The organism is Streptococcus cristatus (assembly GCF_003944225.1).
Taxonomy (GTDB): Bacteria; Bacillota; Bacilli; order Lactobacillales; family Streptococcaceae; genus Streptococcus; species Streptococcus cristatus_K.
In genome coordinates this window covers 17,272-41,189 of record NZ_RJPN01000004.1, presented here as the reverse complement: position 1 = coordinate 41,189, position 23,918 = coordinate 17,272, and the positions used below count along the sequence as shown (strand labels likewise).

The window sequence follows — 23,918 nt, the reverse complement described above, 5'->3', positions numbered from 1 at the left end:
GATTTCTACCTCATTATTAGTTTATTAGAAAAATGGATTGAAATTCTTTTCGTGGCCAATCGTTGTGTCATTTCCATGACCGGGATAGACGCGATAGTCTTTGGGCAAGACAAATAATTCTTCGCGGATGCCAGCAAGGAGCTGGTCCATGCTACCAGTCGGTAGATCTGTACGGCCGATGGTTTCACGGAAGAGAGCATCGCCAGTCAGAACGACCTGATCTTCTGGAAAAATAATGGAAACTCCGCCGATAGAATGACCAGGTGTCTGCACAGCATAGAAATGAAAGTCGTCCAGCTGGTAGTCTTGGTGATAGGTGAAATAATGTTCGGCAGGTCTGAGAATGACGTCTTCCAAATCTGCATGGCGGTCAAGCCCAGATAGATTATCAGTAGGAGTATAGAGCCAGCTTGCTTCGCTCTCCGCTACATAGACGGGCGGATTGGCAAAGTTATCTCGGACCTTATCCAGACTCATGATATGATCGTAGTGCGTGTGAGTCAGCAAAATAGCAGTGATGGGTTTAGCGATTTCTTCTAGCTTGCGTTGGATTTTCCGCCAGTCGCTGCCGGGGTCAACTACGATGACATGACGGTCATTTTCAAGGATATAAGTATTTTCAAAAGCGATGAGATTGACAATTTTGTGAACTTTCATTGGGCTTCCTCTGTGTATGTTTTCTCAATAAAGAGTGTAACAAAAAAGCAGAAATTTTGCACAAAATTTATTTTGAGGCTCAGCTTATTTTCAGATGTATCAGGCTGGCATTTGTGATATAATCATAGCAGTATGACACAATCGAACTATAAATATGCTGTCATCGACTTGGAGGCTACAAGTGCGAACAGCAATGCAAAAATTATTCAAATCGGCATTGTCATCATTGAAAACGGGGTGATTTGCCAAACGTATGAAACAGATGTGAATCCGCATGAGGATCTGGATGAGCATATTAAACAGCTGACAGGATTGGATGATCAGCGCTTGCGTCAAGCTCCGGATTTCTCACAGGTTGCCCGTGAAGTTTACGAGCTGATTGAGGATGCGATTTTTGTCGCCCATAATGTCAAGTTTGATGCCAATCTTTTGGCGGAAGCTCTCTTTTGGGAAGGCTTTGACCTGCTGACTCCAAGAGTAGATACGGTGGAACTAGCTCAGGTTTTTTACCCGACCTTTGATAAATATGCCTTAGGCAATCTGTGCGAACTTCTGGAGATTCCTCTGGAAAATGCTCATACCGCTTTAGCAGATGCTCAGGCAACAGCTCAGCTATTTCTAAAAATCCAAAAAAAGATGGCAGGACTGCCAAAAGCTTTGCTGGAGAAGGTGCTGGAATTTTCCGATAGTCTCATCTATGAGTCACGGCTAGCGATCGAAGAGATTTTTCAGTCGATGCCAGATGATTCTGGTCAGGCTTTGCAGGAGACGCATGGCATCTTTTTGAAAAAGCCGAGAATTCTGCCGCCAGAAAAGAAACTTTCGCAGGATTTTCTGACCAACCTTTATCTGCTGGGGCTGGACGAGCGTCCTGAGCAGCTGAGATTTGCGCAGTATGTTAGTGAGGCGCTTAGTCAGAATGCGGCTAGCTTTTTGGAGGCCCAGACAGGGCTTGGCAAGACTTTTGGTTATTTATTGCCTATTTTGGCTCATGGTCAGGAGAGAGTCTTGGTGACCGTTCCGACGAAGATTTTACAGGATCAGCTGATGCAAAAGGAAGGCCGACTCTTAGAGGAAGTCTTTCATATCTCCTTTCATAATCTCAAAAGTCCCGAAAATTATCTGAAATTAGATTATTTTTATCAAAGTCTCTCGGTCTTGGATGATAATCGACTTGTTAATCGTTGCAAAATGCAGCTTTTGGTTTGGCTGACAGAAACGGAGACAGGTGATTTAAATGAAATCGGCCAGGCTTATCGTTTTGAGTCTTATTTTAGCCAGATACGCCATGATGGGAAATTAAGCAAGCATTCGCTCTTTTATGAAGAGGATTTTTGGCGACTGGGGCAGGTCAAGGCAGCTAGCAGTCGTGTCGTGATTACCAATCATGCTTATCTTTTGACGCGCCTAGAAGATGACCAGACTTTGCTGGACAATCGGATGCTGGTGGTGGACGAGGCTCAGAAAATGTTTTTTGCCTTGGAAAGTTTCTCGCAGGCCAGTATCAATTTGACCAAGCAATTGCAAACTATCATCCAGGCTCTGCAGACAGAAAAACAGATTTTACAAGAACGTCTCCTGCAAAGCATCCAATTTGAATTGGCGGATGCTGCTGAAAAGCAGCGGGGTAAGACCAGTGAATTGGATTCACAGAAGATAGCCAAGTTGCGTCAGGATGTGTCTGAGCTGGATGAAAGCTTGCTACCAGAGCTCAGGGAATTGTTTTCAACCAAGTACCAATACTACTGGCTAACGGAAGAACAATTTGCAGATCATCGTGTGACAAGGCTTCATGCTGGGCGCTCAGAACTCATGAGATTTAAGGATTTCCTGCCTGAGACAGTTAAGGTTATCTTAGTCTCCTCTACTTTAGAGATTAGTTCCAAGGTGAATTTGCCTCAATTACTAGGTTTTGAGGATTATCATTTTTATAAACTTCCTCAGCAAAAGAAGCCCCTGCAGAAACTTTTCTTAGATCTAGGTTTTCCAGATGTGGTGGAATTATCAATGCAGGAATATGCTGAGAGGATTGTCGCAAGTTTGGAGAGCTTAGCTCCACTGAATCTGCCGATGGTGGTTCTCTTTACCTCCAAGGATTTATTGCTGGCCACTTCAGACCAGCTGACCATGCCGCATTTGGCCCAGTATAAGAACGGCGAGCCAGCCAATATCAAGCGGCGCTTTGACAAGGGAGAGGCGCCTATCTTGCTAGGAGCGGGCAGTTTCTGGGAAGGAGCGGATTTTGCACAGCAAGAGCAAATCATTCAGCTCATCACGCGGATTCCTTTTGATAATCCCAAAGATTTCTTTGTTCAAAAAATCAATCATCATCTGAAGGCAGAAGGCAAAAATCCTTTTTACGATTATCAGTTGCCGTCAGCTATTTTACGATTGAAGCAGGCCATGGGGCGAACCCGTCGCAATGAACATCAGAAGTCGGCGGTTATTCTTCTGGACAATCGTATTTCAACCAAGCGCTACGGTCGGCAGATCCAGCAAAATCTGAATCAATTGGCATCTCTAGAAATGCTGTCGCAGCGGGATATTGTAAAGGAATTAAGAGAATTTTTCGGCTAAAACTGCTTTAAAACAGTCAATTTATCTGGCTGTTTTTCTAAATGATTGCAAATTTTCTCGGCTACTGATGCCAAAAATCTGCTATAATGAAAAGGATAGGAAGAAGGTTATGACGTGAAAAAGAATCTACCAGGAATTGCTCTATCATTTGCGATAGCGGCTGTTTCCATTTGTTTAGGAAATTGGTTTCCGCTGATTGGATCCAGTGTGTTTGCCATTGTATTAGGAATTTTGCTCAATAATTTATGGAAACTACCAGATGCCTTTCAGCCGGGCTTGACCTATGCAGGAAAGAAACTGCTTCAATATTCTATTATCTTTTTAGGTTTTTCTATGTCCATCGGCAAGGTTTCTGCGACGGGTTTATCTTCTTTGAAGATTAGTCTTTTAACCATTTTGATTGCTTTTTTAGCGGCTTATGCCGCTGGAAAGTTCTTCAATATGAGACGTGTTTTAACCATTTTGATTGGCTTTGGAACGGCAATCTGTGGTGGTTCAGCTATTGCAGCAGCTTCGCCCATTTTAGAAGCAGAAGAAGAGGAGATTGCACTTTCTATTTCAACCATCTTCTTTTTCAATATTTTAGCTGTTTTCATCTTTCCTTTTTTGGGTCATCTCATGCAGATGTCTGATGTCTATTTTGGGACTTGGGCAGGAACGGCCATCAATGATACTTCGTCAGTCGTCGCGGCAGGTTATACTTACAGTCAAGCGGCGGGCGATTTGGCAACCATTGTCAAACTAAGCCGAGCCTTGATGATTGTACCCGCCTGCCTCATCTTTGCAGGTTATCGCTATGTCCGAGATAAGCGGTCAGCTCAAAAAGTAGACTTGAAGAAAATTTTTCCCTGGTTTATTTTGTGGTTTGTCTTGGCTTCTGTGGTGAGCAGCTTGGGAATTTTTCCATCAAATCTAGTTCCTTACACAAAGCTGTTATCCCAATGGCTGATGGCTATGGCCTTAGCCGGGATTGGAGCCAAGGTTTCATTCAAACAGTTCAAGGAAGCTGGAGCGGGACCGTTATTAACCGGAGCTTTTGCTTGGTTCTGCGTCGCAGTTTCTAGCTTGATTATCCAATATTTTTTGTAAGAAAGGAAAATTATGCCTTCAAAGCAAAGAACATTTGAGTCTCGGATTGATTACAGCTTGCTTTTACCTGTCTTGCTCTTACTATCAATCGGAGTTACGGCTATTTATATAGCGGTTAGCCATGATTATCCAAATAATGTCTTGCAGATTGTTGGTCAGCAAGTAGTTTGGATTTTATTAGGCTTTCTGATTAGCTTTATCGTTATGTTTTTTAACACTAAGTTTCTTTGGAAGATGACGCCTTTTCTGTATCTTTTAGGCTTAGGACTTATGGTTCTTCCGCTTGTATTTTATAGTGAGAGCTTAGTGGCTTCTACAGGGGCGAAAAACTGGGTATCTATTCTCGGTGTTACTCTCTTTCAGCCATCTGAATTTATGAAAATTTCATATATTTTGATGCTGTCGAGAGTTGTAGTGAAGTTTCTGCAGCAAAATAAGAACTATGAGCGGACCATTGCTTTAGATCTCTTTTTGATTGTAAAATTAGCCTTATATACCTTGCCGGTTTTGTTACTTTTGGCCTTGCAGAGTGATTTGGGGACAGCTCTAGTATTTGCTGCAATTTACTGCGGCATTGTTCTCTTATCTGGTGTTTCGTGGAAGATTATCCTGCCAGTTTTCTTGACAGTATCCCTTCTTTTTACTGTCTTTATGTTGATCTTTATTTCAAATGGTGGCCGTGCTTTTCTCCATGATTTAGGGATGCCGACTTACCAGATCAATCGAATCTCAGCCTGGCTCCATCCTTTTGAATATGCTCAGACAGTAACCTATCAGCAGGCACAAGGACAGATTGCTATCGGAAGTGGTGGTTTGCTAGGTCAAGGATTTAATGTCTCAAATCTTCTAGTACCTGTCCGTGAGAGTGATATGATTTTCACCGTGATTGCGGAGGATTTTGGTTTTCTTGGTTCGAGTTTGGTGATTGTTATTTATCTGTTCTTGATTCATCGTATGCTTCAGATTACTATTAAGTCCAACAATCAGTTCTACACCTATATCTCGACCGGTCTCATTATGATGCTGCTCTTTCATATTTTTGAAAATATTGGTGCTGTGACAGGGATTTTGCCTTTGACAGGGATTCCACTCCCCTTCATTTCCCAAGGTGGCTCCTCCATCGTTAGCAATCTCATCGGAATCGGCCTCCTACTGTCTGTCTCTTATCAAAATAGCCTAGAAGAGGAGAAGCATGCCGTGACTCCGTCTGTTCGTAAAAAAATTGTACTTAGAAAAATAAAATAAGAAGTGGATACCTTGTATCCTAGAAAGGTGTTGTACATGAAAAAAGTAGCTCTCATGTTAGCCAATGGCTTTGAAGAAATTGAAGCCCTCACTGTTGTCGATGTCTTGCGTCGTGCAGGCTTTATCTGTGATATGATTGGTTTTGAGGAGGCTGTGACAGGCTCTCACCAGATTACTGTCAAAGCCGATCAAGTCTGGAATGGGAATCTATCTGCTTATGATATGGTCGTTCTTCCAGGCGGTATGCCAGGATCAACAAATCTGCGAGATGATGACCGCTTGATGGAAGTTCTACAGGAATTTCAAGCAGAAGATAAATTTGTCGCAGCGATTTGTGCGGCTCCGATTGCTCTTGATCGCGCAGGCCTGCTGAATGGCAAGAACTTCACTTGCTACGATGGAGAGGAAGCCAACATTGAGAACGGTAGCTATCAGAAGCAGACCGTTGTCGTAGATGGAAAGCTAATCACCAGCCGTGGTCCATCTACAGCCCTGCCTTTTGCCTATGAGTTGGTTCACCAGCTAGGCGGAGATGCGGACCAATTAGCAAGTTCCATGCTTTTTAAAGACGTTTTTGAGAACTAAAAGATTCACTCGATTTTCGAGTGAATTTTTTCTGTCTAAGTTGGATGAAAAATCAATGAAAATATGCTATTTCATCATAAATAAAAGCCCTTTTTTTCAAAAAATATGATATAATAAAGGGTATGAATTATCAAGATTACATCTGGGATTTGGGTGGGACTCTCTTGGATAATTATGAGACTTCAACCGCAGCTTTTGTCCATACCTTGCAGGATTTTGCTCTGACTAGGAGTCATGATGAAGTTTATAAGGCTCTCAAGGTCTCAACAGATTATGCGGTCCGCCAGTTTGCCCCTGGAAATAAGGAATTTTTAAAGTTTTATAAGGCGAATGAAGCCAAGGAATTAGAACATCCGATCTTGTTTGAGGGAGCTTCAGAATTATTAGCACAAATTATCCAGCAGGGTGGCAGAAATTTTTTGATTTCTCACCGAGATGATCAAGTATTAGAGATTTTGCAGAAGACGCAGATTGCTCTTTATTTTACAGAAGTAGTGACGGCTGCTAATGGTTTTAAACGTAAGCCAGATCCTGAGTCTATGCTGTATTTAAAAGATAAATACCAGATTGAGTCTGGATTGGTTATAGGAGATCGGCTGATTGATATCGAAGCTGGTCAGGCGGCAGGCTTTAGCTGCTATCTCTTTGATAATATGAAAAATCTTGAAGAATTTGTAGATATTGAACTAGAAAAGGAATAACATGACAGAAGAAAAGCAACAAGACATACTAGCGCAAGAATATGACGCCAGTCAGATTCAGGTCTTGGAGGGCTTAGAAGCCGTTCGGATGCGCCCTGGTATGTATATCGGTTCGACCTCCAAGGAAGGTTTGCACCACTTAGTATGGGAAATTGTTGACAATTCGATTGATGAGGCGCTGGCTGGCTTTGCCACTCACATTCAAGTTTTTATTGAAAAAGATAATTCGATTACAGTTGTTGACGATGGTCGAGGCATTCCGGTTGATATTCAGGAGAAAACAGGCCGTCCGGCTGTGGAAACCGTCTTTACTGTCCTTCACGCAGGAGGAAAATTCGGCGGTGGTGGCTACAAGGTCTCAGGAGGTCTGCACGGTGTAGGCTCTTCCGTTGTAAATGCCCTGTCCACTCAGCTGGATGTCCGCGTTTATAAAAACGGCCAGATTCATTACCAAGAATACCGTCGTGGTCATGTAGTCGCGGATCTAGAAGTCCTTGGCGAGACAGATCGTACAGGTACGACCGTTCACTTTACACCAGATCCAGAGATTTTCACTGAAACAGTAGAATTTGACTTTGAGAAGCTTAATAAACGGGTGCAGGAATTAGCTTTCCTCAATCGTGGTCTCAGAATTTCCATCACTGATAAGCGAGATGGAATGGAACAGGCCAAGGATTACCACTATGAGGGCGGGATTGCCAGCTATGTTCAATACATCAATGAAAATAAGGATGCAATCTTTGATACGCCGATTTACACTGATGGCGAAATGGACGATATTACGGTTGAAGTGGCCATGCAGTATACGACCGGCTACCATGAAACAGTCATGAGCTTTGCCAATAATATCCATACCCACGAGGGTGGAACGCATGAGCAAGGTTTTCGAACAGCCCTAACTCGGGTTATCAATGACTATGCCAAGAAAAATAAGCTTCTCAAAGAAAATGAGGACAATCTGACTGGGGAAGATGTGCGTGAGGGACTGACAGCAGTTATCTCTGTTAAGCATCCCAACCCACAGTTTGAAGGTCAGACCAAGACCAAGCTGGGTAATAGCGAAGTGGTCAAGATTACCAATCGCCTCTTCAGTGAAGCCTTCTCTGATTTCCTTTTGGAAAATCCTGCGGTGGCTCGAAAAATCGTTGAAAAGGGAATTTTGGCTTCTAAGGCTAGAATTGCTGCTAAGCGAGCTCGGGAAGTAACCCGCAAGAAGTCTGGCTTGGAAATTTCCAATCTGCCAGGAAAATTGGCCGACTGTTCGTCCAACAACCCACAGGAAACAGAACTCTTCATCGTGGAGGGAGACTCAGCGGGTGGTTCAGCTAAATCTGGGCGTAACCGTGAATTTCAGGCTATTTTGCCGATTCGCGGTAAGATTCTCAACGTTGAAAAAGCCAGCATGGATAAGATTCTGGCTAATGAAGAAATCCGCAGTCTCTTTACTGCTATGGGAACTGGTTTTGGGGCTGACTTTGATGTCAGCAAGGCTCGCTATCATAAATTAGTCATCATGACCGATGCGGACGTGGACGGAGCTCACATTCGGACTTTGCTCCTAACTTTGATTTACCGCTACATGAAGCCAGTTTTGGAAGCAGGCTATGTCTACATCGCCCAACCACCCATCTACGGTGTCAAGGTCGGCAGCGAGGTAAAAGAATACATCCAGCCAGGTGCTAATCAAGAAGAAGAACTGCAAGCTGCTCTCGAGCGCTATAGCGAAGGTCGCTCTAAGCCGACGATTCAGCGCTACAAAGGTTTGGGAGAAATGGATGACCATCAGTTGTGGGAAACGACCATGAACCCAGAACACCGTCTAATGGCGCGAGTTTCTGTCGATGACGCAGCGGAAGCTGATAAGATTTTTGATATGCTGATGGGAGATCGTGTAGAACCTCGTCGTGACTTTATCGAAAAAAATGCAGTATATAGCACACTTGATGTCTAAAAAGTTAGAAAAAACAACCATTACAAATGAATTTGTGATATAATCAATATGTTTGCTTTTTAGTAAAAGAATGAAGGAGTTTTATATGTCTAATGGACTGATTATTCTCATTATTGTAGTAGCAGCACTATTAATTTTAGGCTATTTTACTGCTATCTATATGAGAAAACGAAATGAAGCGAAGCTTCGAAGTTTGGAGGAGAAAAAAGAGGAACTTTACAATCTTCCCGTGAATGATGAAGTGGAAGAAGTTAAAAATTTACATTTGATTGGGCAAAGTCAAGTGACTTTCCGTGAATGGAATCAAAAATGGGTAGACCTCTCTTTAAATTCATTTGCTGATATTGAGAACAATCTCTTTGAGGCAGAGGGCTACAATAATTCTTTCCGTTTCCTCAAAGCCAAGCATGCGATCGAAAACATTGAAAGCCAAATTGATTTAATCAGTGAGGATATTCATGCGATTCGTCAAGCTTTAGAAGATCTGAAGAAACAAGAATCTAAAAATAGCGGACGAGTTTTACACGCCCTAGATCTATTTGAAAATTTGCAGCATACTGTAGCTAGCAATCCTGACGCTTATGGACGAGCTCTTGCAGAAATTCAGAAGCAAATGGAAAATATTGAGTCTGATTTCTCTCAATTTGTAACTCTCAATTCTTCAGGGGATCCTGTGGAAGCGGCAGAAATCTTAGACAAAACAGAAGATCGTATCTTAGCATTGACACAGATCGTTGAAAAAGTTCCAGCAATTGTAGAAGACTTGACTGAGAAATTACCAGATCAGTTAGAAGATTTGGAGTCTGGCTACCGTAAATTATTGGAAACCAATTATCATTTTATTGAGACTGACTTAGAGGCGCGTTTCCAACAACTTCGTGCTAGTTTGAAACGAAATGAAGAAAATCTTGCGGCTTTGGAGTTGGATAATGCCTTGTATGAGAATGAACAAATTCAAGAGGAAATCGATGCTCTGTATGCCATCTTTACTCGAGAGATTGAGGCTCATAAAGTCGTTGAGAAATTGGTGAACTACCTTCCTGACTATCTAGAACACACTAAAGAGAATAACCAACAGCTTCAAAGCGAAATGGAACGTTTATCACATTCCTTCTTGTTGCCAGAGCCTGAAATAAATCATATCAAGGATTTGAAATCTGAATTATCTGCTCAAGAAGCAGTCGTTCACTCTTCACTTGAAGATACAGCTGAAATGAAGAAACCTTTCTCATTGGTTAGAGAAGAGTTGGAAGCTATTCAAGACCGATTGAAAGAAATCGAAGATGAACAGATTGAACTTGGTGAGCAGCTAGAAAAGATCGAAAAAGACGATGTCAATGCCCGTCAAAAGGTTACGATTTACGCCAATAAATTGCATACGATTAAGCGATTTATGGAAAAACGTAATTTACCGGGTATTCCAGAGTCCTTCTTAACAATTTTCTTTGGAGCAAGCGACTATATTGAGGAGCTGGCAAGAGAGTTGGAGGCAACTCGTGTGAATATCGAATCTGTTAACCGCTGGTTAGAGATTCTGGCAAATACAATGAGTGAATTGGAAGAAGAGACATATCGAATCGTTCGAAATTCTACCTTAACAGAGCAGTTGCTACAATACTCTAACCGTTATCGTTCCTTCGATGATAATGTGCAGGCAGCTTTCAATGAATCCCTTCATGCCTTTGAAGTTGAATTTGATTATGCAAAATCTTTGGAAATTATTTCAAAAGCCTTGGATATTGTTGAGCCCGGAGTTTCAGCTCGTTTCATCAACTCATATGAAAAAACACGCGAAAATATTCGCTTCTAAGAAAGTTCCTTCGGGAACTTTTTTTCTTTGCAATCTAGCTTGTTTTGCTATTAAAAATCCTGTATAATACAACAAATCACAGAAAATATGAGGTGAGTAGATGAGTCAGGTCAATGGTTTATTGGTTATGGATGTAGATAGCACTCTTATTATGGAAGAGGGCATTGATTTGCTAGGCGAGGAAGCTGGAGTTGGGCAGCAAGTCGCTGCTATCACTGAGCGAGCCATGCGCGGAGAATTGGATTTCGAGGCTGCCTTACGGGAGAGGGTTTCACTTTTGGCGGGACTTCCGGAAACTATCTTTTCTCGGATAGCTAACAAGATTCATTTCACGCCTGGCGCCAAAAAATTAGTAGATGAGCTGCATGCGCGGGACTACAAGGTTGGCTTGGTTTCAGGTGGCTTTCATGAAACGGTGGATAGACTGGCTGAGCAGCTAGGAATTGACTATGTAAAGGCTAATCGCTTAGAAATCAAGAACGGCTTGCTTACAGGTCGTGTGTTGGGAGAGATTGTTAGCAAAGATACCAAAGTTCAGATGCTGAAAGAATGGGCTCAAGAAAACAATTTGGAATTAAATAAAACCATTGCCATGGGGGATGGCGCCAATGATTTGCCTATGATTCAAACAGCAGGCATTGGAATTGCTTTTAACGCCAAGCCAATTGTAAGAGAGCAAGCGCCCTATCAAATCAATGTTTATGATCTCTATCAAGTAATGGATATTTTAGATGGGAAAGAAAAATAGGAGGCACGATGCATATCTTGTTAGCACCAGATTCTTTTAAGGAAAGTTTGTCTGCTGTTCAAGTAGCAGAAGCCTTGAAAGAAGGCTTTTCCCAAGCCTTGCCAGAGGCGACTTTTGACTTGCTGCCTATTGGAGATGGCGGCGAGGGAACTGTAGCTGCCTTGATTTCTGCTATGAAGCTAAAAGAGTTTCGCCATTGGGTAACCGGACCTTTCGGCCAGCCAGTCGAAATGAAATATGCAAGACAAGAGCAGCTAGCGCTTTTTGAAATGGCAGATTTAGTGGGACTGGCTTTAATTCCTAAGGAAAAACGTAATCCCTTAAGTTTAGAAACCAGAGGTCTGGGGGAGCTGATCCTTCATTTGGTCGAACATGGAGTCAAAAAGATTTTAGTCGGTGTTGGAGGCTCGGCGACGAATGATGGAGGCATCGGTATGGCAGCCGGTCTGGGCTATGAATTTTTTGATGAAAACAATCATCGACTGCGACCTATCGGTTCCTCTCTAGGGAGAGTTGCCCGAATTTCTGCGGAACGTGTTCCAACTTTCCTGAATGATATAGAAATCGAAATTTTGACAGATGTGTCCAATCCTTTATGTGGGCAGCAGGGAGCGACTCAGGTATTTGGACGACAGAAAGGCTTGTCTGAATGGCTTCTTTCATCTGTCGATCAGGAAATGAGGAAGTTCTATGAACTGGCCAATCCGCAGATTTTCACCCAAGCTGGTGCTGGTGCCGGAGGAGGCATGGCAGCAGGGCTGGTCACATTTGCCAAGGGGAAAGTCGTGTCAGGAATTGATACCTGTCTGGATTTGTTGGATTTTGACCGCAGGGTTAAAGAAGCGGACTTGGTTGTTGTCGGTGAGGGGCGCATGGATAAGCAGTCTTTGGCGGGAAAGGCCCCAGTTGGAATCGCAAGGAGGACGCCAAAAGAGATTCCCGTTCTTGCGATCTGTGGCAGTTTGGCTGATGATTTGCCTCCATTTCCTAGGGAGAATATCCATGCAGCTTTTCCCATTATCTCGCAAGTGGTGGATTTGGACGTAACCTTAGCTCAAGCGAGGGAAAATCTGGTTCGTACAGCTCGCAATATTGGCAACCTATTAGCCATCAAAAAAAGAGAGTGGGACAGAAATCGGTAATTCGTTAGGATTCGATTTCGTCGTCCCACCTCCGCACAGTTGAGCAGGGCTGTAAAAGCTGATGAAATCAGCGTAGTAGAGCCCGCTCAACCACTGCGTCTTGCTCGACAATCCAAAGACAATTAAGAGGCTAGGACTTTTGTCCCAGCCTCTTTTTCAGTAAATATTCGATCTCTTTGACGATTAAGCCGTTTGTAAATTCAAATAGATCGCAGGAAAGGTCTCCGTGGTCATTGACCAAAACTGTTAGAATCCGACTTTGCTCGGAATTGGTGTGATAGTATTGGCAACTAAACTGTGTGGAACTATTCTGATAAGCCTCCTGTATCCTGTGGAGGTAGGCTTCTTTTCCCTGAATGATTTCTGAGGATTCTCCATGCAGCTCCCAGACGACATGCTCGTCTAAAAGAGTTTGATAAATGTCCCAATTACGCTGATTTTCCGCCTCGAAAAAGGTAAATAATTTCTCTAAATTTGTCATTTATGAAACATTTTTTTCCAAAGGGAGGTCTTCTTGAGGGGAGATGGTTTACTATCTGCTGGGTGGAGGACATCGGCAAATTGCTTGCTCAAGTCCTTTTCTTCCACAGTCACAGGACGATCGCTATGGATTACCAAGCCAAAAGGAGAGGATTGGCAAAAAGCGGAGACAATGGTGGCCTCACAGCCTAAGTCTTTGGCGGTTTTTAGGTAGAAAACCTGCTGGCTGGATATGACTTCAGGCGATATTTTGACTGTGACGGGCTGGTAGCTTTCAGTGATCTTCTCAACTATTTCTTTAAAATGCTGCTTTAGAAGAGTAGAATTGGCATCAGAAATAGAGCAGTAGCCAATCACCCGCTCTTCAAAAGTTTCCAGAAATTTGCGTTGTTCATCAGGATTGAGCTTAGCATTTCCCTGAGATTTTTCCATGATAATGTTATTTAGATCTGTCATGTTTCTAGTATATCATAAATAAAGGACTTCTGATTTTCAAACTGTTAAGAAAAAGATAGGATGTAACCGATTGCATTTCAAAAATTGTGATTTTTCAAGCAAAGCTGCTGTTTTTCCTTGAAAAAAAAGCGCTTTTGAGGTATCATAGACTAGTAAATAATTTTAAACAATAAGGAGAGTCAAAATGTCAATTATTACTGATGTTTATGCTCGCGAAGTCCTCGACTCACGCGGTAACCCAACACTTGAAGTAGAAGTTTATACTGAATCAGGTGCTTTCGGACGTGGTATGGTTCCTTCAGGAGCTTCTACTGGTGAACACGAAGCAGTTGAACTTCGTGATGGTGACAAATCTCGTTACGGCGGTCTTGGTACACAAAAAGCAGTTGACAACGTGAACAACGTTATCGCTGAAGCTATTATCGGTTACGATGTTCGTGACCAACAAGCTATCGACCGTGCAATGATCGCTTTGGACGGTACTCCAAACAAAGGTAAATTGGGTGCGAACGCAATCCTTGGTGTGTCTATCGCTGTAGCTCGTGCTGCTGCTGACTACCTTGAAATCCCACTTTACAGCTATCTTGGTGGATTCAACACTAAGGTTCTTCCAACTCCAATGATGAACATCATCAATGGTGGTTCTCACTCAGACGCTCCAATCGCTTTCCAAGAATTCATGATCGTACCTGCTGGTGCACCATCATTCAAAGAGGCTCTTCGTTGGGGTGCTGAAATCTTCCATGCTCTTAAGAAAATCCTTAAATCTCGTGGTTTGGAAACTGCTGTTGGTGACGAAGGTGGATTCGCTCCTCGTTTCGAAGGAACTGAAGATGGCGTAGAAACTATCATTGCTGCTATCGAAGCTGCTGGTTATGTTCCAGGTAAAGACGTATTTATCGGATTTGACTGTGCTTCATCAGAATTCTACGATAAAGAACGTAAAGTATATGACTACACTAAATTCGAAGGTGAAGGAGCTGCTGTACGTACTGCTGCAGAACAAATCGACTACCTTGAAGAGTTGGTAAACAAATATCCAATCATCACTATCGAAGATGGTATGGATGAAAACGACTGGGATGGTTGGAAAGCTCTTACTGAACGTCTTGGTGGTAAAGTTCAATTGGTTGGTGACGACTTCTTCGTAACAAACACTTCTTACCTTGAAAAAGGTATTGCAGAAGGCGCAGCTAACTCAATCCTTATCAAAGTTAACCAAATCGGTACTCTTACTGAAACATTCGACGCTATTGAAATGGCGAAAGAAGCTGGTTACACTGCCGTTGTATCACACCGTTCAGGTGAAACTGAAGATTCAACAATCGCTGACATCGCAGTTGCAACTAACGCAGGACAAATCAAGACTGGTTCACTTTCACGTACAGACCGTATCGCTAAATACAACCAATTGCTTCGTATCGAAGATCAACTTGGTGAAGTTGCTGAATACCGTGGATTGAAATCATTCTACAACTTGAAAAAATAATTCATTCTAATGAAATGAAGCAAATCCCTTGAGGTTAACTCAAGGGATTTTTAATAAAAAAGGGGAGACTTTTGGGATGTTTTATTTCATTTTGTATATCCTAAGCAGAGAGTGGCCAGCTCTTACTGTTTTATTTATAGGCCTCTTTTTGGCTTATAAACGCAAATCAAGCTCTCTGGCGCTTTTGGCAGTTCTTTTATTTCTTACAATCACCAGTATATTCTGGTATCCTCAGTTCAGCCCATGGTTTGCTTTTCCCTTTTTGTTTCTCGCTTTCTATTTATTGGCAAAAAGATATAGGTGGGTTCTTTATCCCGCTCTTGCTTTAGGCTTGTTGCTATTGGCAGTTTCTCCTATAATTGGCTATCTTTTTAGAGTTTATGTTCCAGTGACTCATTATGCCTATCTTGAGGAAAAAGGGCAGACAGTAGTGGTTCGGGAAGATTATTATGGAGCATTTTTTAGTGAAAGTGATATAGAAATCACGACCTATGTAAATGGTCAACTCCCTCTTGCCAATAAGATGGTTTATGAAAAGGTTGACTTACATGATTTTAATAAGGACAAAGATGTCGATAAAGATATTTTTCTTGCTCAACCCTTGACAAGGGAACGACTGGAAGAATTACATGATTTTATGAATTGGAAATGGACTAAATAAGGCTCGATCAAATAAAAAGCTGTTGGAATTTTATCCAACAGCTTTTTTAAATAAGATTTTAGAAAATAGACTTAACTTTGTTGATGACGTCGTTGAGCCCTTTTGAATTTGCTACTAAATCTTTTGCCTTATCTAAGTATTCGCCTAGCTCATCTTTGTGGTCTTCGACAAACTTCTTAGCTGCATCAAAATCTTTCTTTTCGATCAATTCTTTTACTTGGTTAAACAATTCTACTGGATTCATCTTGAATGCTCCTTTGATAATTTTCTTTTAATTATTGGAAGGTCACGCAGACAGCTTCTGGCACATAGAAATCATGAGAAATTTCTGTTAATCGGCCTGTTTCAGGATTGCGTTTGAAAACAGTTGCATTGTCCGAATCTTGGTGGACAGCGATGAGGTAGTTTTGGTCAGGTGTGATATTGAAATCGCGTGGATTTTTGCCCTTTGTTGGCGTGATTTCAACGAGCTGTAGACTTCCATCAGCTAGAATTTGATAAACAGCTATTGAGTCATGGCCGCGGTTAGAGCCATAGAGGAATTTTCCGTCGGCAGAGAGGCGGATGGCTGCAGTGCCGTTAAAATCTTCAAATCCTGCTGGGAGAGTTGGGATGGTTTGTAGATGTTCAAACTGACCAACGCCGTCATAAATCAATACTTCGATGGTAGAATTTAGTTCGCAGATAAGGTAAGCAATTTTATAGTGGTTATGAAAGACAATGTGGCGTGCCCCGGCTCCAGCAGCACATGTGTAGGTGGCCAATTTGTTCAGTTGTCCGTCTTCCGTCACATCGTAGGTAGTGACTTGATCTGTTCCGAGGTCACAAGTAATCAGATATTGATCGGGAGTCAAGTCAGCATAGTGGACATGGGCAGAGGCTTGATTGGCGTGAGGTCCTTGCCCGACATGAGTGTCTGAATCAGCCAGTTTTAGGCTGCCATCTTCTTGCTGCTTGTAGACCAGCACTTGTCCCTTGTGGTAGTTAGCCCCGTAGACAAGTCCTCTTTCATTATCTACAGCAACATAGCAAAGCGGCGCGCCTTCTTCAACCACATGATTGAGAAGTTGTCTCTTTTGGTCATAGGCCGCAATCCCCCCTTGTCCGTCTTTGGCACCAACGGTGTATAGATGACCAGCCTGGTCAAAGGCTAGATAAGTAGGGCTTGGTTCTTCGGCTACTAATTCTAAGTTTGAGAGTTGTCCCTTTTCAGTGTCAAAACCTGCCTTGTAAATTCCTTTGGAAACTCGTCGGGTGTATGTTCCAAAATAAACTGTTTGAGTCATGTTTCCACCTCATTTTTTAAAATCAATCTATTATACCATAAAACGACTTAAGAAGCTGTTTGGATAGGAAAAGTCCTGTATCTAGAGGAAAATCTCAAATTTTATCAAAAAATAGATAAAAAACAGATGGTGGGTAGGAAGGGGATAGACCACTTTGATAGAATGGAATTGTTCAAAAAAACAAATACGATCAGGAAAGCTCAAAATTCCTGTTTTCTAAACAAAGGAGAAATCAAATGAACGTAAAAAAATTCGCTATGCTTGTAACTCTTATCGGAATGTCTGTCTTTTTCCTAGCTGCATGTGGTTCTAAGAATGCTGACAATAAAGAAATTAGTGATGGGAAAAAAGTAGATTTTAAGAAAGATGCTGTTGATCAAAAAACGAAAACAGTAGACGGCAAGGAAGTGACAGAGTATACCATGCCGGACGGAAATGTGATTCAAATCCCAGCGGATGGAGAAGAATTACCAACAGATGAATCTGAATCAACTGATAAATAAAAGTTAGAACTTGTAGGTTGGAGGCAATATGTTTCAAATAAAAAAAATGAATCGTAAAACCATTCTATTGGGGAGCACGGTCATTCTTGCTTGTGCAGGGCTGGGAGGCTATGTACTTCTTCATCAGGTTAATCAACAACAAGCCATGAAAATGGTCGATAATAAGATTGATTCACTGACGGTCCAAGATGCTGTTAATAACAGTAAAAAAACAAGCCTAGTTTTATCTGGAGAAGTAGTTGCTAACAATAGTAGTAAGGTCAAGATTGACCCATCAAAAGGTGAAGTTAAAGAAGTATTCGTCAAAAATGGCGATACTGTTACACAAGGTCAGCCTCTCTTTTCCTATGTGACATCTCAGGAATTGACAGCTCAGTCTGCTCAGTATGATGCTCAAGCTAAGGCCAATAGCATTACGGCTGCACAAACTAGCGCATCTATCAAATGGGAAACGTATAATCGGAAGCTAGCTAATCTCAATACTCTTAAGAATAAATACAATTCTAGTAAGGATGAGTCTTTGTTAGATCAGATAAAATCTGCTGAAGACGAGCTGGCTCAAGCGCTAAGTGACGCTAAGACTGCTGACAATGAAGTAACGAATGCTCAGATTGAGGCCGAAAAGGCTCAGGTGACAGCTCAGACGGAATCAGACCGCATGAAATATGATACTGTGACAGCTGATACAGCGGGAACTATTACCTCTATGAACGAAGACTTACCAACTCAATCCAAGGCTAAAAAGGAAGAAGAAACCTTTATCGAAATCATGGATAAGTCTAAAACTTTGATCAAAGGTAGCGTTAGTGAATTTGACCGTGAGAAGCTGAGCGTGGGCCAGAGAGTAGATGTCGTGGACCGCAAGGATCCTAAGAAACGCTGGAGTGGTACCGTGACGCAAGTCGGCACCTTGACAACTGCAAATACTGGAAATAGCAATGGTGGAAATAAACAACAGGAAAATCCCAACCAAGGCAAGTATCCTTATACTGTCGAGCTGGACCAAGGCGGTGAAATGCCACTTGTAGGCTCCCATTCTTATGTCAATGTCGTGGAAAATGCTCCTGAGGCCGGTAAGGTAGTCGTCAACAAGGCCTATACTTTCAGTAAAAATGGCAAGACCTATGTCTGGAAGGTAGAGGGTAAAAAGGTGAAAATGAAGGAAGTCAAGACCAAGAAAGTCTCTGACCGTTTGGTAGAGATTACAGAAGGCTTGACTATGAAGGATACCATTTCGACGCCTAGAGAAGGCATGAAAGACGGGATGGAGGTAGGACAGAATGTTAAAGCTTAAGAACATCCACAAATCTTATCAACAGGGCAGTCAGGAATTTCCGATTTTGAAAGGAATTGATTTGCATGTGAAAGAGGGGGATTTTCTAGCGATTATGGGGCCGTCTGGATCAGGTAAGTCCACTTTGATGAACATTATCGGCTGTTTGGACAAGGCTAGCGCAGGTTCTTATCATATCGAAGGGACTGACGTCTCTGACCTGTCTGACAACCAACTATCTGATTTGCGTAATCAGAAGATTGGCTTTGTTTTCCAGAATTTCAACCTCATGCCTAAGCTGACAGCCTGTCAAAATGTTGAATTGCCTCTGACTTACATGAAAGTTCCTAAAAAAGAGAGACGCGAGCGCGCCTTGGAAATGCTGCGATTGGTCGGTCTGGAAGAGAGAAGTGACTTCAAGCCTATGGAGCTGTCCGGCGGTCAAAAGCAACGGGTAGCTATTGCGCGTGCTCTGGTGACCAATCCCAGCTTTATCTTGGGAGACGAGCCGACTGGGGCACTGGATACCAAGACCAGTGTTCAGATCATGGAGCTGTTCAAGCAATTTAATGAAGAAGGCAAAACCATTGTCATCATTACCCACGAGCCGGAAGTGGCTCAGCTTTGCAAGCAAACGGTTGTCTTGCGGGACGGTAATATAGAGACTCGGGCATTAGGATAGAAGGGGGCTATATGGAAGATATTTTTGTAGCTCTAAACTCCATCCTGTCCCACAAAATGCGCTCTATGCTGACCATGCTGGGGATTATCATCGGGATTGGCGCTATTATTGCTATCTTTTCCATCATTGAAGGAAATACGGAAAATACCAAGCGTCAGCTGATCGGTGGTAGCAATAATACCATCAAAGTCGTCTACGACAAGAAAAGCGCCATCGATCCCTCTATTCCAGAGAAATCTCAAGCGCAGAAGCCTTCCTACATTCCCTTCATGGGAGAGGATGTCTTGTCCAAAATCAAGGAAATTCCTGGAGTTAAAAATGCTTTGATGACCTATGGGGCGGATGAAAAGATTTACTATCTCAGCCAAAAGTCATCTAGCAAGGTTCAGGCAGTTTCCCAGTCGGTAGCTGACATCAAGCAGCAACGACTGTTGGAAGGGGAGGGCTTTGACTCTGAAGCCTTCAAAAATCAAGAACAAGTAACCTACCTAGAAAAGTCTCTTTATGATACTCTTTTTCCTAAGGGAGACGGTATCGGTAAGTATGTAGAAGTCAAGGGCAATCCTTTTAAAGTTATCGGCGTCTTTGAGTCTACTGAGCAGAGTGGCTTAACCTCTGGTTCGGAAAAGGTGGCCTATATTCCTTTGCAACAATGGCATCGGATTTTTGATACCATCAATGTCAGCCCAGAAGTCACCGTTCAGACCCACAAAGCCGATGATTTGAAGAAGGTGGCCAAGAAAGTTAGTGATTACCTCAATCAGCAGATGCCTCAGTCAGACTATATGTTTGGTGTGCTAAATCTGCAAGAATTTGAACGTCAATTGGATAACCTTAACCAGTCTAACTTTGTCTTGCTAGCGGGTATTGCCAGCATCTCCCTCTTAGTTGGAGGTATCGGTGTTATGAATATCATGCTGGTCTCAGTGACAGAGCGGACGCGTGAAATCGGGATTAAAAAGGCTCTGGGAGCTCGGAGAAAGATCATTCTCAAGCAGTTCCTGATCGAAGCGGTTATCCTGACTTTGATGGGAGGAATTATTGGCGTAGTAGCAGGTATCGCCTCTGGCTTCGCTATTACCCAGTCTTTGGCCTATCCATATATTTTATCTCTGTTTTCTGTCTTTGTAAGTTTGCTCTTTTGTTGTATAATAGGAGTAGTATTTGGGCTCTTGCCGGCTGTGAAAGCATCCAAGCTGGATCCAATTGAAGCCCTGCGATTTGAATAAATAAAGGAGAATCAAGCATATATGCACAAGATTTTAGTAGTGGAAGACGATACTACGATCAATCAAGTCATTTGTGAATTTTTAAAAGAAAGTAACTATGCAGTTACACCAGTCTTTGATGGAGGCGAGGCTTTGCTTCAATTTGAAGCAGAGTCTTTTGACTTAGTTATTTTGGACATGATGTTGCCAACCATGAGTGGACTGGATGTCCTCAAGGAAATTCGCAAGACTTCTCAGATTCCAGTCATGATCCTGACGGCGCTAGATGATGAGTACACTCAGTTGGTCAGCTTTAACCACCTCATCAGTGACTATGTGACCAAGCCTTTCTCACCACTAATCTTAGTTAAACGGATTGAGAATATTCTGCGACGAAATACGGTTGCGTCAGAGATTACTGTTGGTGATTTGACTGTTTCTATCGATGATTGTACCGTTTACTGGCAAGAAGAAAAGATGCCTCTGACCAAGAAAGAGTATGAGATCTTGCAGGCTCTAGCCAAGAGAAAGGATCATTTAGTAACCCGTGATCAGCTCATGAATACCATCTGGGGCTACAGTGAGCTAGATAGCCGGGTGCTAGATAATCACATCAAGAACATTCGTAAGAAAATCCCAGGTATCCCTCTGAAAACCATCACAGGTATGGGCTATCAGCTTGGAGGAGAAGACACGTGAAGATTGTCAAAAAGAACTTCCTCTTGACGACTTTCATCATCTTTGTCGTTGTGACGATTGTTCTATCCACTCTCTATTTTGCCATGCCGGTTTATTACCAGCAGGTCAAGGGAGGAGAAGCCCAGCGTGAGTTTGCTCAGGTAGCCAAGCAGGTCAAGGGAAAGTCTAGCCAAGAAATCAGTGAGCTCTTGAGTAATTATAGCAAAAAAAGCAATCAGATCTGGTTCACCTTGCTGGCGAAAGACAATACGATTCTTTACCCAGCACTTGAAACGAATGGAGAAAGCTCTCTCCAGCTGACAATTGTTCCGACCATCGCCAATAGTAACTATGAAAGCAAGACTCTGTCAGAAAGCTTTCAAACGTCGGACGGCAAAGAAGTAGTCCTGCGAGGGGAATATTCCCTACAACCCGTTTCGGATGCCAGTCGGATTTTGCTCAATCTCTATCCTTTTGTATTATTCTTGTCGCTGAGTCTGGGTGGGCTTGCTGCCTATCTCTATAGTCGGACCTCCAGTCAGCGAATTAAGGATATTTCCTCTAGCACTCGGCAAATGACAAGTCTGCTTCCAGACGTTTCCTGTCAGGTGAAAGGGCATGATGAAATTGCCGATCTGGCTCAGGATATCAATCACTTATATGCTAACCTTTTAGCTAGCATGGAAGCTCTGCGATTAGAAAATGAGAAAGTCGCAGAAAGCGAGCGCGAAAAGGCAGAATTTCTCCGAATGACCTCCCACGAACTCAAGACCCCCATCACTAGCATGATGGGAATGATTGACGGGATGATTTATGGAGTGGGTGATTTTAAAGATCGGGACAAATACCTACAGAAGTGCCGCGAAATATTGGAAGAGCAATCAGGCTTAGTTCAGTCTATCCTAGCCATTTCAAAACTAGAAATGACCATGGAGACAGAGCGAGAAATCTTCTCTCTCAAAGAGCTGCTTGAAGCAAATATCAGTACCTACAAGGTTCTGGCTGACCTCAAGCACTATCAATTTAATATCCAACTTTCAGAAACAAAAGTCCGAGGTAATAAAACTTATTTACTAAAGGCTATTAAAAATCTGATTGACAATGCCTTCCATTATACAGTAGAAGGCGGAGAAATCCTAGTTCGTTTAGAAAATGGGATATTAATTGTAGAAAATGAAGCTGAGCGAGTGCTGGATGACTCACAGATCCAGCAGATTTTCCAGCCATTTTATCGACCAGACTACAGTCGCAATCGCAAGGATGGCGGTACGGGACTGGGGCTCTTCATCGTGCAGCAGATTTTAGAAAAGCACCATCTCACTTATCGCTTTGAAGCAGTTGAGAATAGGTGGATGCGCTTCACGATTTTTTTACCTCAAATGGAACAGATATGAGGCTGGGACAAAAGTCCTAGCCTCTTAATTGTCTTTGGATTGTCGAGCAAGACGCAGTGGTTGAGTGGGCTCTATTACGCTTATTTCATCAGCTTTTACAGCCCTACTCAACTGTGCGGAGGTGGGACGACGAAATCGAATTCTAACGAATTACCGATTTCTGTCCCAATCTCATTTTTGCTTGGATTTTTATAGGATAAATGTTTGAAAAGCACCTTTATTCAAGTTTTATTTTAAATTTAAAAGAAAAGTGCGAAAAACGCTTACAATATCACAAAATAATTGACTATTAACTTTATTAGGAGTAAACTAATGGGGTACATTTAAAAAATATAAAAGGAGAATTCATCATGAATTTAACATTTTTAGGACTTTGTATTGCCTGTTTTGGCGTCTCATTAGCTGAAGGTTTGATTATGAGCAATCTGTTTAAAGCAGCTTCACGTCAGCCAGAAATGGTCGATCAATTAAGAAGCTTGCTCATCATGGGTGTCGCTTTTGTTGAAGGTACTTTCTTCGTTACTTTGGTTATGTCCTTCATTATCAAATAGTTTTTTCTATTTTAGAAAAGGGGGTGTCAAACCTTGGAAGAAAGTCTTAATCCGACTATTCAGCTAGGCCCAATATCCTTTGATTTGACCCTGCTTGCTATGTCACTTGTGACCGTTTTGATGGTCTTTGGCTTTATCTACTGGGGCAGTAGAAAAATGTCCATCCGACCTCAAGGAAAGCAAAACCTATTAGAATATGTCTATGATTTTGTCATTGGTTTTACAAAAGATAATATCGGAGAACGGTATATCAAGGATTACTCTTTGTTTATGTTCTCTCTATTTCTCTTTATTGCAGTTGCCAATAATATCGGTTTGATGGCTAAAGTTCAGACCACCAATGGCTATAATCTCTGGACTTCTCCGACGGCAAATTTGGGCTATGACCTAGCCTTATCCTTTATCATTACATTGATTAGTCATGTTGAAGGAATCCGTCGTCGTGGTTTTAAAGATTACTTAAAAGCTTTTGCAACACCTGGATTTATGACTCCAATGAATATCTTGGAAGAATTTACCAATTTTGCTTCTCTGGCTCTGCGGATTTTCGGAAATATCTTTGCAGGGGAAGTTTTGGCTGGCTTGTTGCTTACCTTGTCACAACAAGCATTTTATTGGTATCCAGCTGCTTTCCTAGGTAGTATGTTATGGACAGCCTTCTCGATATTTATTTCATGTATCCAGGCTTATGTCTTTACCATGCTGTCTTCGATGTATATCGGTAAGAAAATAAACGGTGAAGAATAGTAAGT

General features: G+C 42.2%; 24 protein-coding genes. 19 read left to right on the top strand and 5 right to left on the bottom strand.

What is annotated here, in order from left to right:
* Nucleotides 1-24: 24 nt before the first annotated feature.
* Nucleotides 25-657, bottom strand: coding sequence for an MBL fold metallo-hydrolase (locus D8797_RS05645; protein WP_125379598.1), 633 nt, complete (start codon nt 655-657; stop codon nt 25-27).
* A 132-nt stretch (nt 658-789) separates the two neighbouring features.
* Here D8797_RS05645 and D8797_RS05640 point away from each other — a divergent pair, with 132 nt between their 5' ends.
* From D8797_RS05640 to D8797_RS05600, 9 genes are all read left to right on the top strand, one after another.
* Nucleotides 790-3,234: a bifunctional DnaQ family exonuclease/ATP-dependent helicase gene (locus D8797_RS05640; protein ID WP_125379597.1), complete on the top strand. Its 2,445-nt coding sequence runs from the start codon at nt 790-792 to the stop codon at nt 3,232-3,234.
* Between the two features lie 114 nt (nt 3,235-3,348).
* Nucleotides 3,349-4,323, top strand: a complete 975-nt coding sequence (locus D8797_RS05635; protein WP_125379596.1) for a YeiH family protein — start codon at nt 3,349-3,351, stop codon at nt 4,321-4,323.
* A 12-nt stretch (nt 4,324-4,335) separates the two neighbouring features.
* Nucleotides 4,336-5,568 (top strand): FtsW/RodA/SpoVE family cell cycle protein, encoded by a 1,233-nt coding sequence (locus D8797_RS05630; protein ID WP_125379595.1) that lies wholly within the window; start codon nt 4,336-4,338, stop codon nt 5,566-5,568.
* A gap of 36 nt (nt 5,569-5,604) precedes the next feature.
* Nucleotides 5,605-6,153 carry a DJ-1 family glyoxalase III gene (locus D8797_RS05625; protein ID WP_125379594.1) on the top strand — a complete coding sequence of 183 codons (549 nt, stop codon included), beginning with the start codon at nt 5,605-5,607 and terminating at the stop codon, nt 6,151-6,153.
* A 122-nt stretch (nt 6,154-6,275) separates the two neighbouring features.
* The gene (locus tag D8797_RS05620) at nt 6,276-6,854 is read left to right on the top strand and encodes an HAD-IA family hydrolase (protein WP_185780844.1); all 579 of its coding nucleotides are present in this window, start codon (nt 6,276-6,278) and stop codon (nt 6,852-6,854) included.
* 1 nt (nt 6,855) lies between these two features.
* Nucleotides 6,856-8,805 (top strand): DNA topoisomerase (ATP-hydrolyzing) subunit B, encoded by a 1,950-nt coding sequence (gene gyrB / locus D8797_RS05615; RefSeq protein ID WP_125379592.1) that lies wholly within the window; start codon nt 6,856-6,858, stop codon nt 8,803-8,805.
* A gap of 85 nt (nt 8,806-8,890) precedes the next feature.
* Nucleotides 8,891-10,615: a septation ring formation regulator EzrA gene (gene ezrA, locus D8797_RS05610; RefSeq protein WP_125379591.1), complete on the top strand. Its 1,725-nt coding sequence runs from the start codon at nt 8,891-8,893 to the stop codon at nt 10,613-10,615.
* Between the two features lie 100 nt (nt 10,616-10,715).
* Nucleotides 10,716-11,363 carry a phosphoserine phosphatase SerB gene (gene serB / locus D8797_RS05605; protein WP_125379590.1) on the top strand — a complete coding sequence of 216 codons (648 nt, stop codon included), beginning with the start codon at nt 10,716-10,718 and terminating at the stop codon, nt 11,361-11,363.
* An 8-nt stretch (nt 11,364-11,371) separates the two neighbouring features.
* On the top strand, nt 11,372-12,505 hold the full coding sequence (locus D8797_RS05600; RefSeq protein ID WP_125379589.1) for a glycerate kinase: 1,134 nt from the start codon (nt 11,372-11,374) through the stop codon (nt 12,503-12,505).
* A 130-nt stretch (nt 12,506-12,635) separates the two neighbouring features.
* Here D8797_RS05600 and D8797_RS05590 read toward each other — a convergent pair whose 3' ends face one another.
* Together D8797_RS05590 and D8797_RS05585 are read right to left on the bottom strand one after the other, a co-directional pair.
* Complete coding sequence (locus D8797_RS05590) at nt 12,636-12,986, bottom strand: nuclear transport factor 2-like protein (RefSeq protein WP_125379588.1); 351 nt, start codon at nt 12,984-12,986, stop codon at nt 12,636-12,638.
* On the bottom strand, nt 12,983-13,441 hold the full coding sequence (locus D8797_RS05585; RefSeq protein WP_045496765.1) for a DUF1694 domain-containing protein: 459 nt from the start codon (nt 13,439-13,441) through the stop codon (nt 12,983-12,985). The genes D8797_RS05590 and D8797_RS05585 overlap by 4 nt, the downstream gene beginning before the upstream one ends.
* Before the next feature lie 184 nt (nt 13,442-13,625).
* On the opposite strand from D8797_RS05585, the gene eno reads away from it, so the two are divergent.
* Together eno and D8797_RS05575 are read left to right on the top strand one after the other, a co-directional pair.
* On the top strand, nt 13,626-14,930 hold the full coding sequence (eno, locus tag D8797_RS05580; RefSeq protein ID WP_015604660.1) for a surface-displayed alpha-enolase: 1,305 nt from the start codon (nt 13,626-13,628) through the stop codon (nt 14,928-14,930).
* Between the two features lie 76 nt (nt 14,931-15,006).
* Nucleotides 15,007-15,591, top strand: coding sequence for a hypothetical protein (locus D8797_RS05575; protein WP_125379587.1), 585 nt, complete (start codon nt 15,007-15,009; stop codon nt 15,589-15,591).
* Between the two features lie 58 nt (nt 15,592-15,649).
* Here the strand turns inward: D8797_RS05575 and D8797_RS05570 are convergent, their stop codons facing one another.
* Both D8797_RS05570 and D8797_RS05565 read right to left on the bottom strand, forming a co-directional pair.
* Complete coding sequence (locus D8797_RS05570; RefSeq protein ID WP_005589722.1) at nt 15,650-15,835, bottom strand: hypothetical protein; 186 nt, start codon at nt 15,833-15,835, stop codon at nt 15,650-15,652.
* A gap of 31 nt (nt 15,836-15,866) precedes the next feature.
* Complete coding sequence (locus D8797_RS05565) at nt 15,867-16,877, bottom strand: lactonase family protein (RefSeq protein ID WP_125379586.1); 1,011 nt, start codon at nt 16,875-16,877, stop codon at nt 15,867-15,869.
* 236 nt (nt 16,878-17,113) lie between these two features.
* On the opposite strand from D8797_RS05565, the gene D8797_RS05555 reads away from it, so the two are divergent.
* The 8 genes from D8797_RS05555 to atpB all read left to right on the top strand — a co-directional run bounded on the left by D8797_RS05555 (nt 17,114) and on the right by atpB (nt 23,913).
* Nucleotides 17,114-17,380, top strand: a complete 267-nt coding sequence (locus tag D8797_RS05555; protein WP_005592220.1) for a hypothetical protein — start codon at nt 17,114-17,116, stop codon at nt 17,378-17,380.
* A gap of 28 nt (nt 17,381-17,408) precedes the next feature.
* The gene (locus D8797_RS05550; protein WP_125379585.1) at nt 17,409-18,674 is read left to right on the top strand and encodes an efflux RND transporter periplasmic adaptor subunit; all 1,266 of its coding nucleotides are present in this window, start codon (nt 17,409-17,411) and stop codon (nt 18,672-18,674) included.
* On the top strand, nt 18,661-19,335 hold the full coding sequence (locus D8797_RS05545; RefSeq protein WP_125379584.1) for an ABC transporter ATP-binding protein: 675 nt from the start codon (nt 18,661-18,663) through the stop codon (nt 19,333-19,335). The genes D8797_RS05550 and D8797_RS05545 overlap by 14 nt, the downstream gene beginning before the upstream one ends.
* An 11-nt stretch (nt 19,336-19,346) precedes the next feature.
* Nucleotides 19,347-20,564: an ABC transporter permease gene (locus D8797_RS05540; protein ID WP_048764025.1), complete on the top strand. Its 1,218-nt coding sequence runs from the start codon at nt 19,347-19,349 to the stop codon at nt 20,562-20,564.
* Nucleotides 20,565-20,585: 21 nt separating this feature from the next.
* Entirely contained in the window at nt 20,586-21,242 is a 657-nt protein-coding gene (locus D8797_RS05535; RefSeq protein WP_045496783.1) for a response regulator transcription factor, read from the top strand.
* On the top strand, nt 21,239-22,615 hold the full coding sequence (locus D8797_RS05530) for a sensor histidine kinase (protein WP_125379583.1): 1,377 nt from the start codon (nt 21,239-21,241) through the stop codon (nt 22,613-22,615). Before D8797_RS05535 ends, D8797_RS05530 begins: the two co-directional genes overlap by 4 nt.
* Nucleotides 22,616-22,965: 350 nt before the next feature.
* The gene (locus tag D8797_RS05520) at nt 22,966-23,166 is read left to right on the top strand and encodes a F0F1 ATP synthase subunit C (RefSeq protein WP_005589732.1); all 201 of its coding nucleotides are present in this window, start codon (nt 22,966-22,968) and stop codon (nt 23,164-23,166) included.
* Nucleotides 23,167-23,199: 33 nt separating this feature from the next.
* On the top strand, nt 23,200-23,913 hold the full coding sequence (atpB, locus tag D8797_RS05515; RefSeq protein ID WP_005589734.1) for a F0F1 ATP synthase subunit A: 714 nt from the start codon (nt 23,200-23,202) through the stop codon (nt 23,911-23,913).
* Nucleotides 23,914-23,918: the final 5 nt, after the last annotated feature.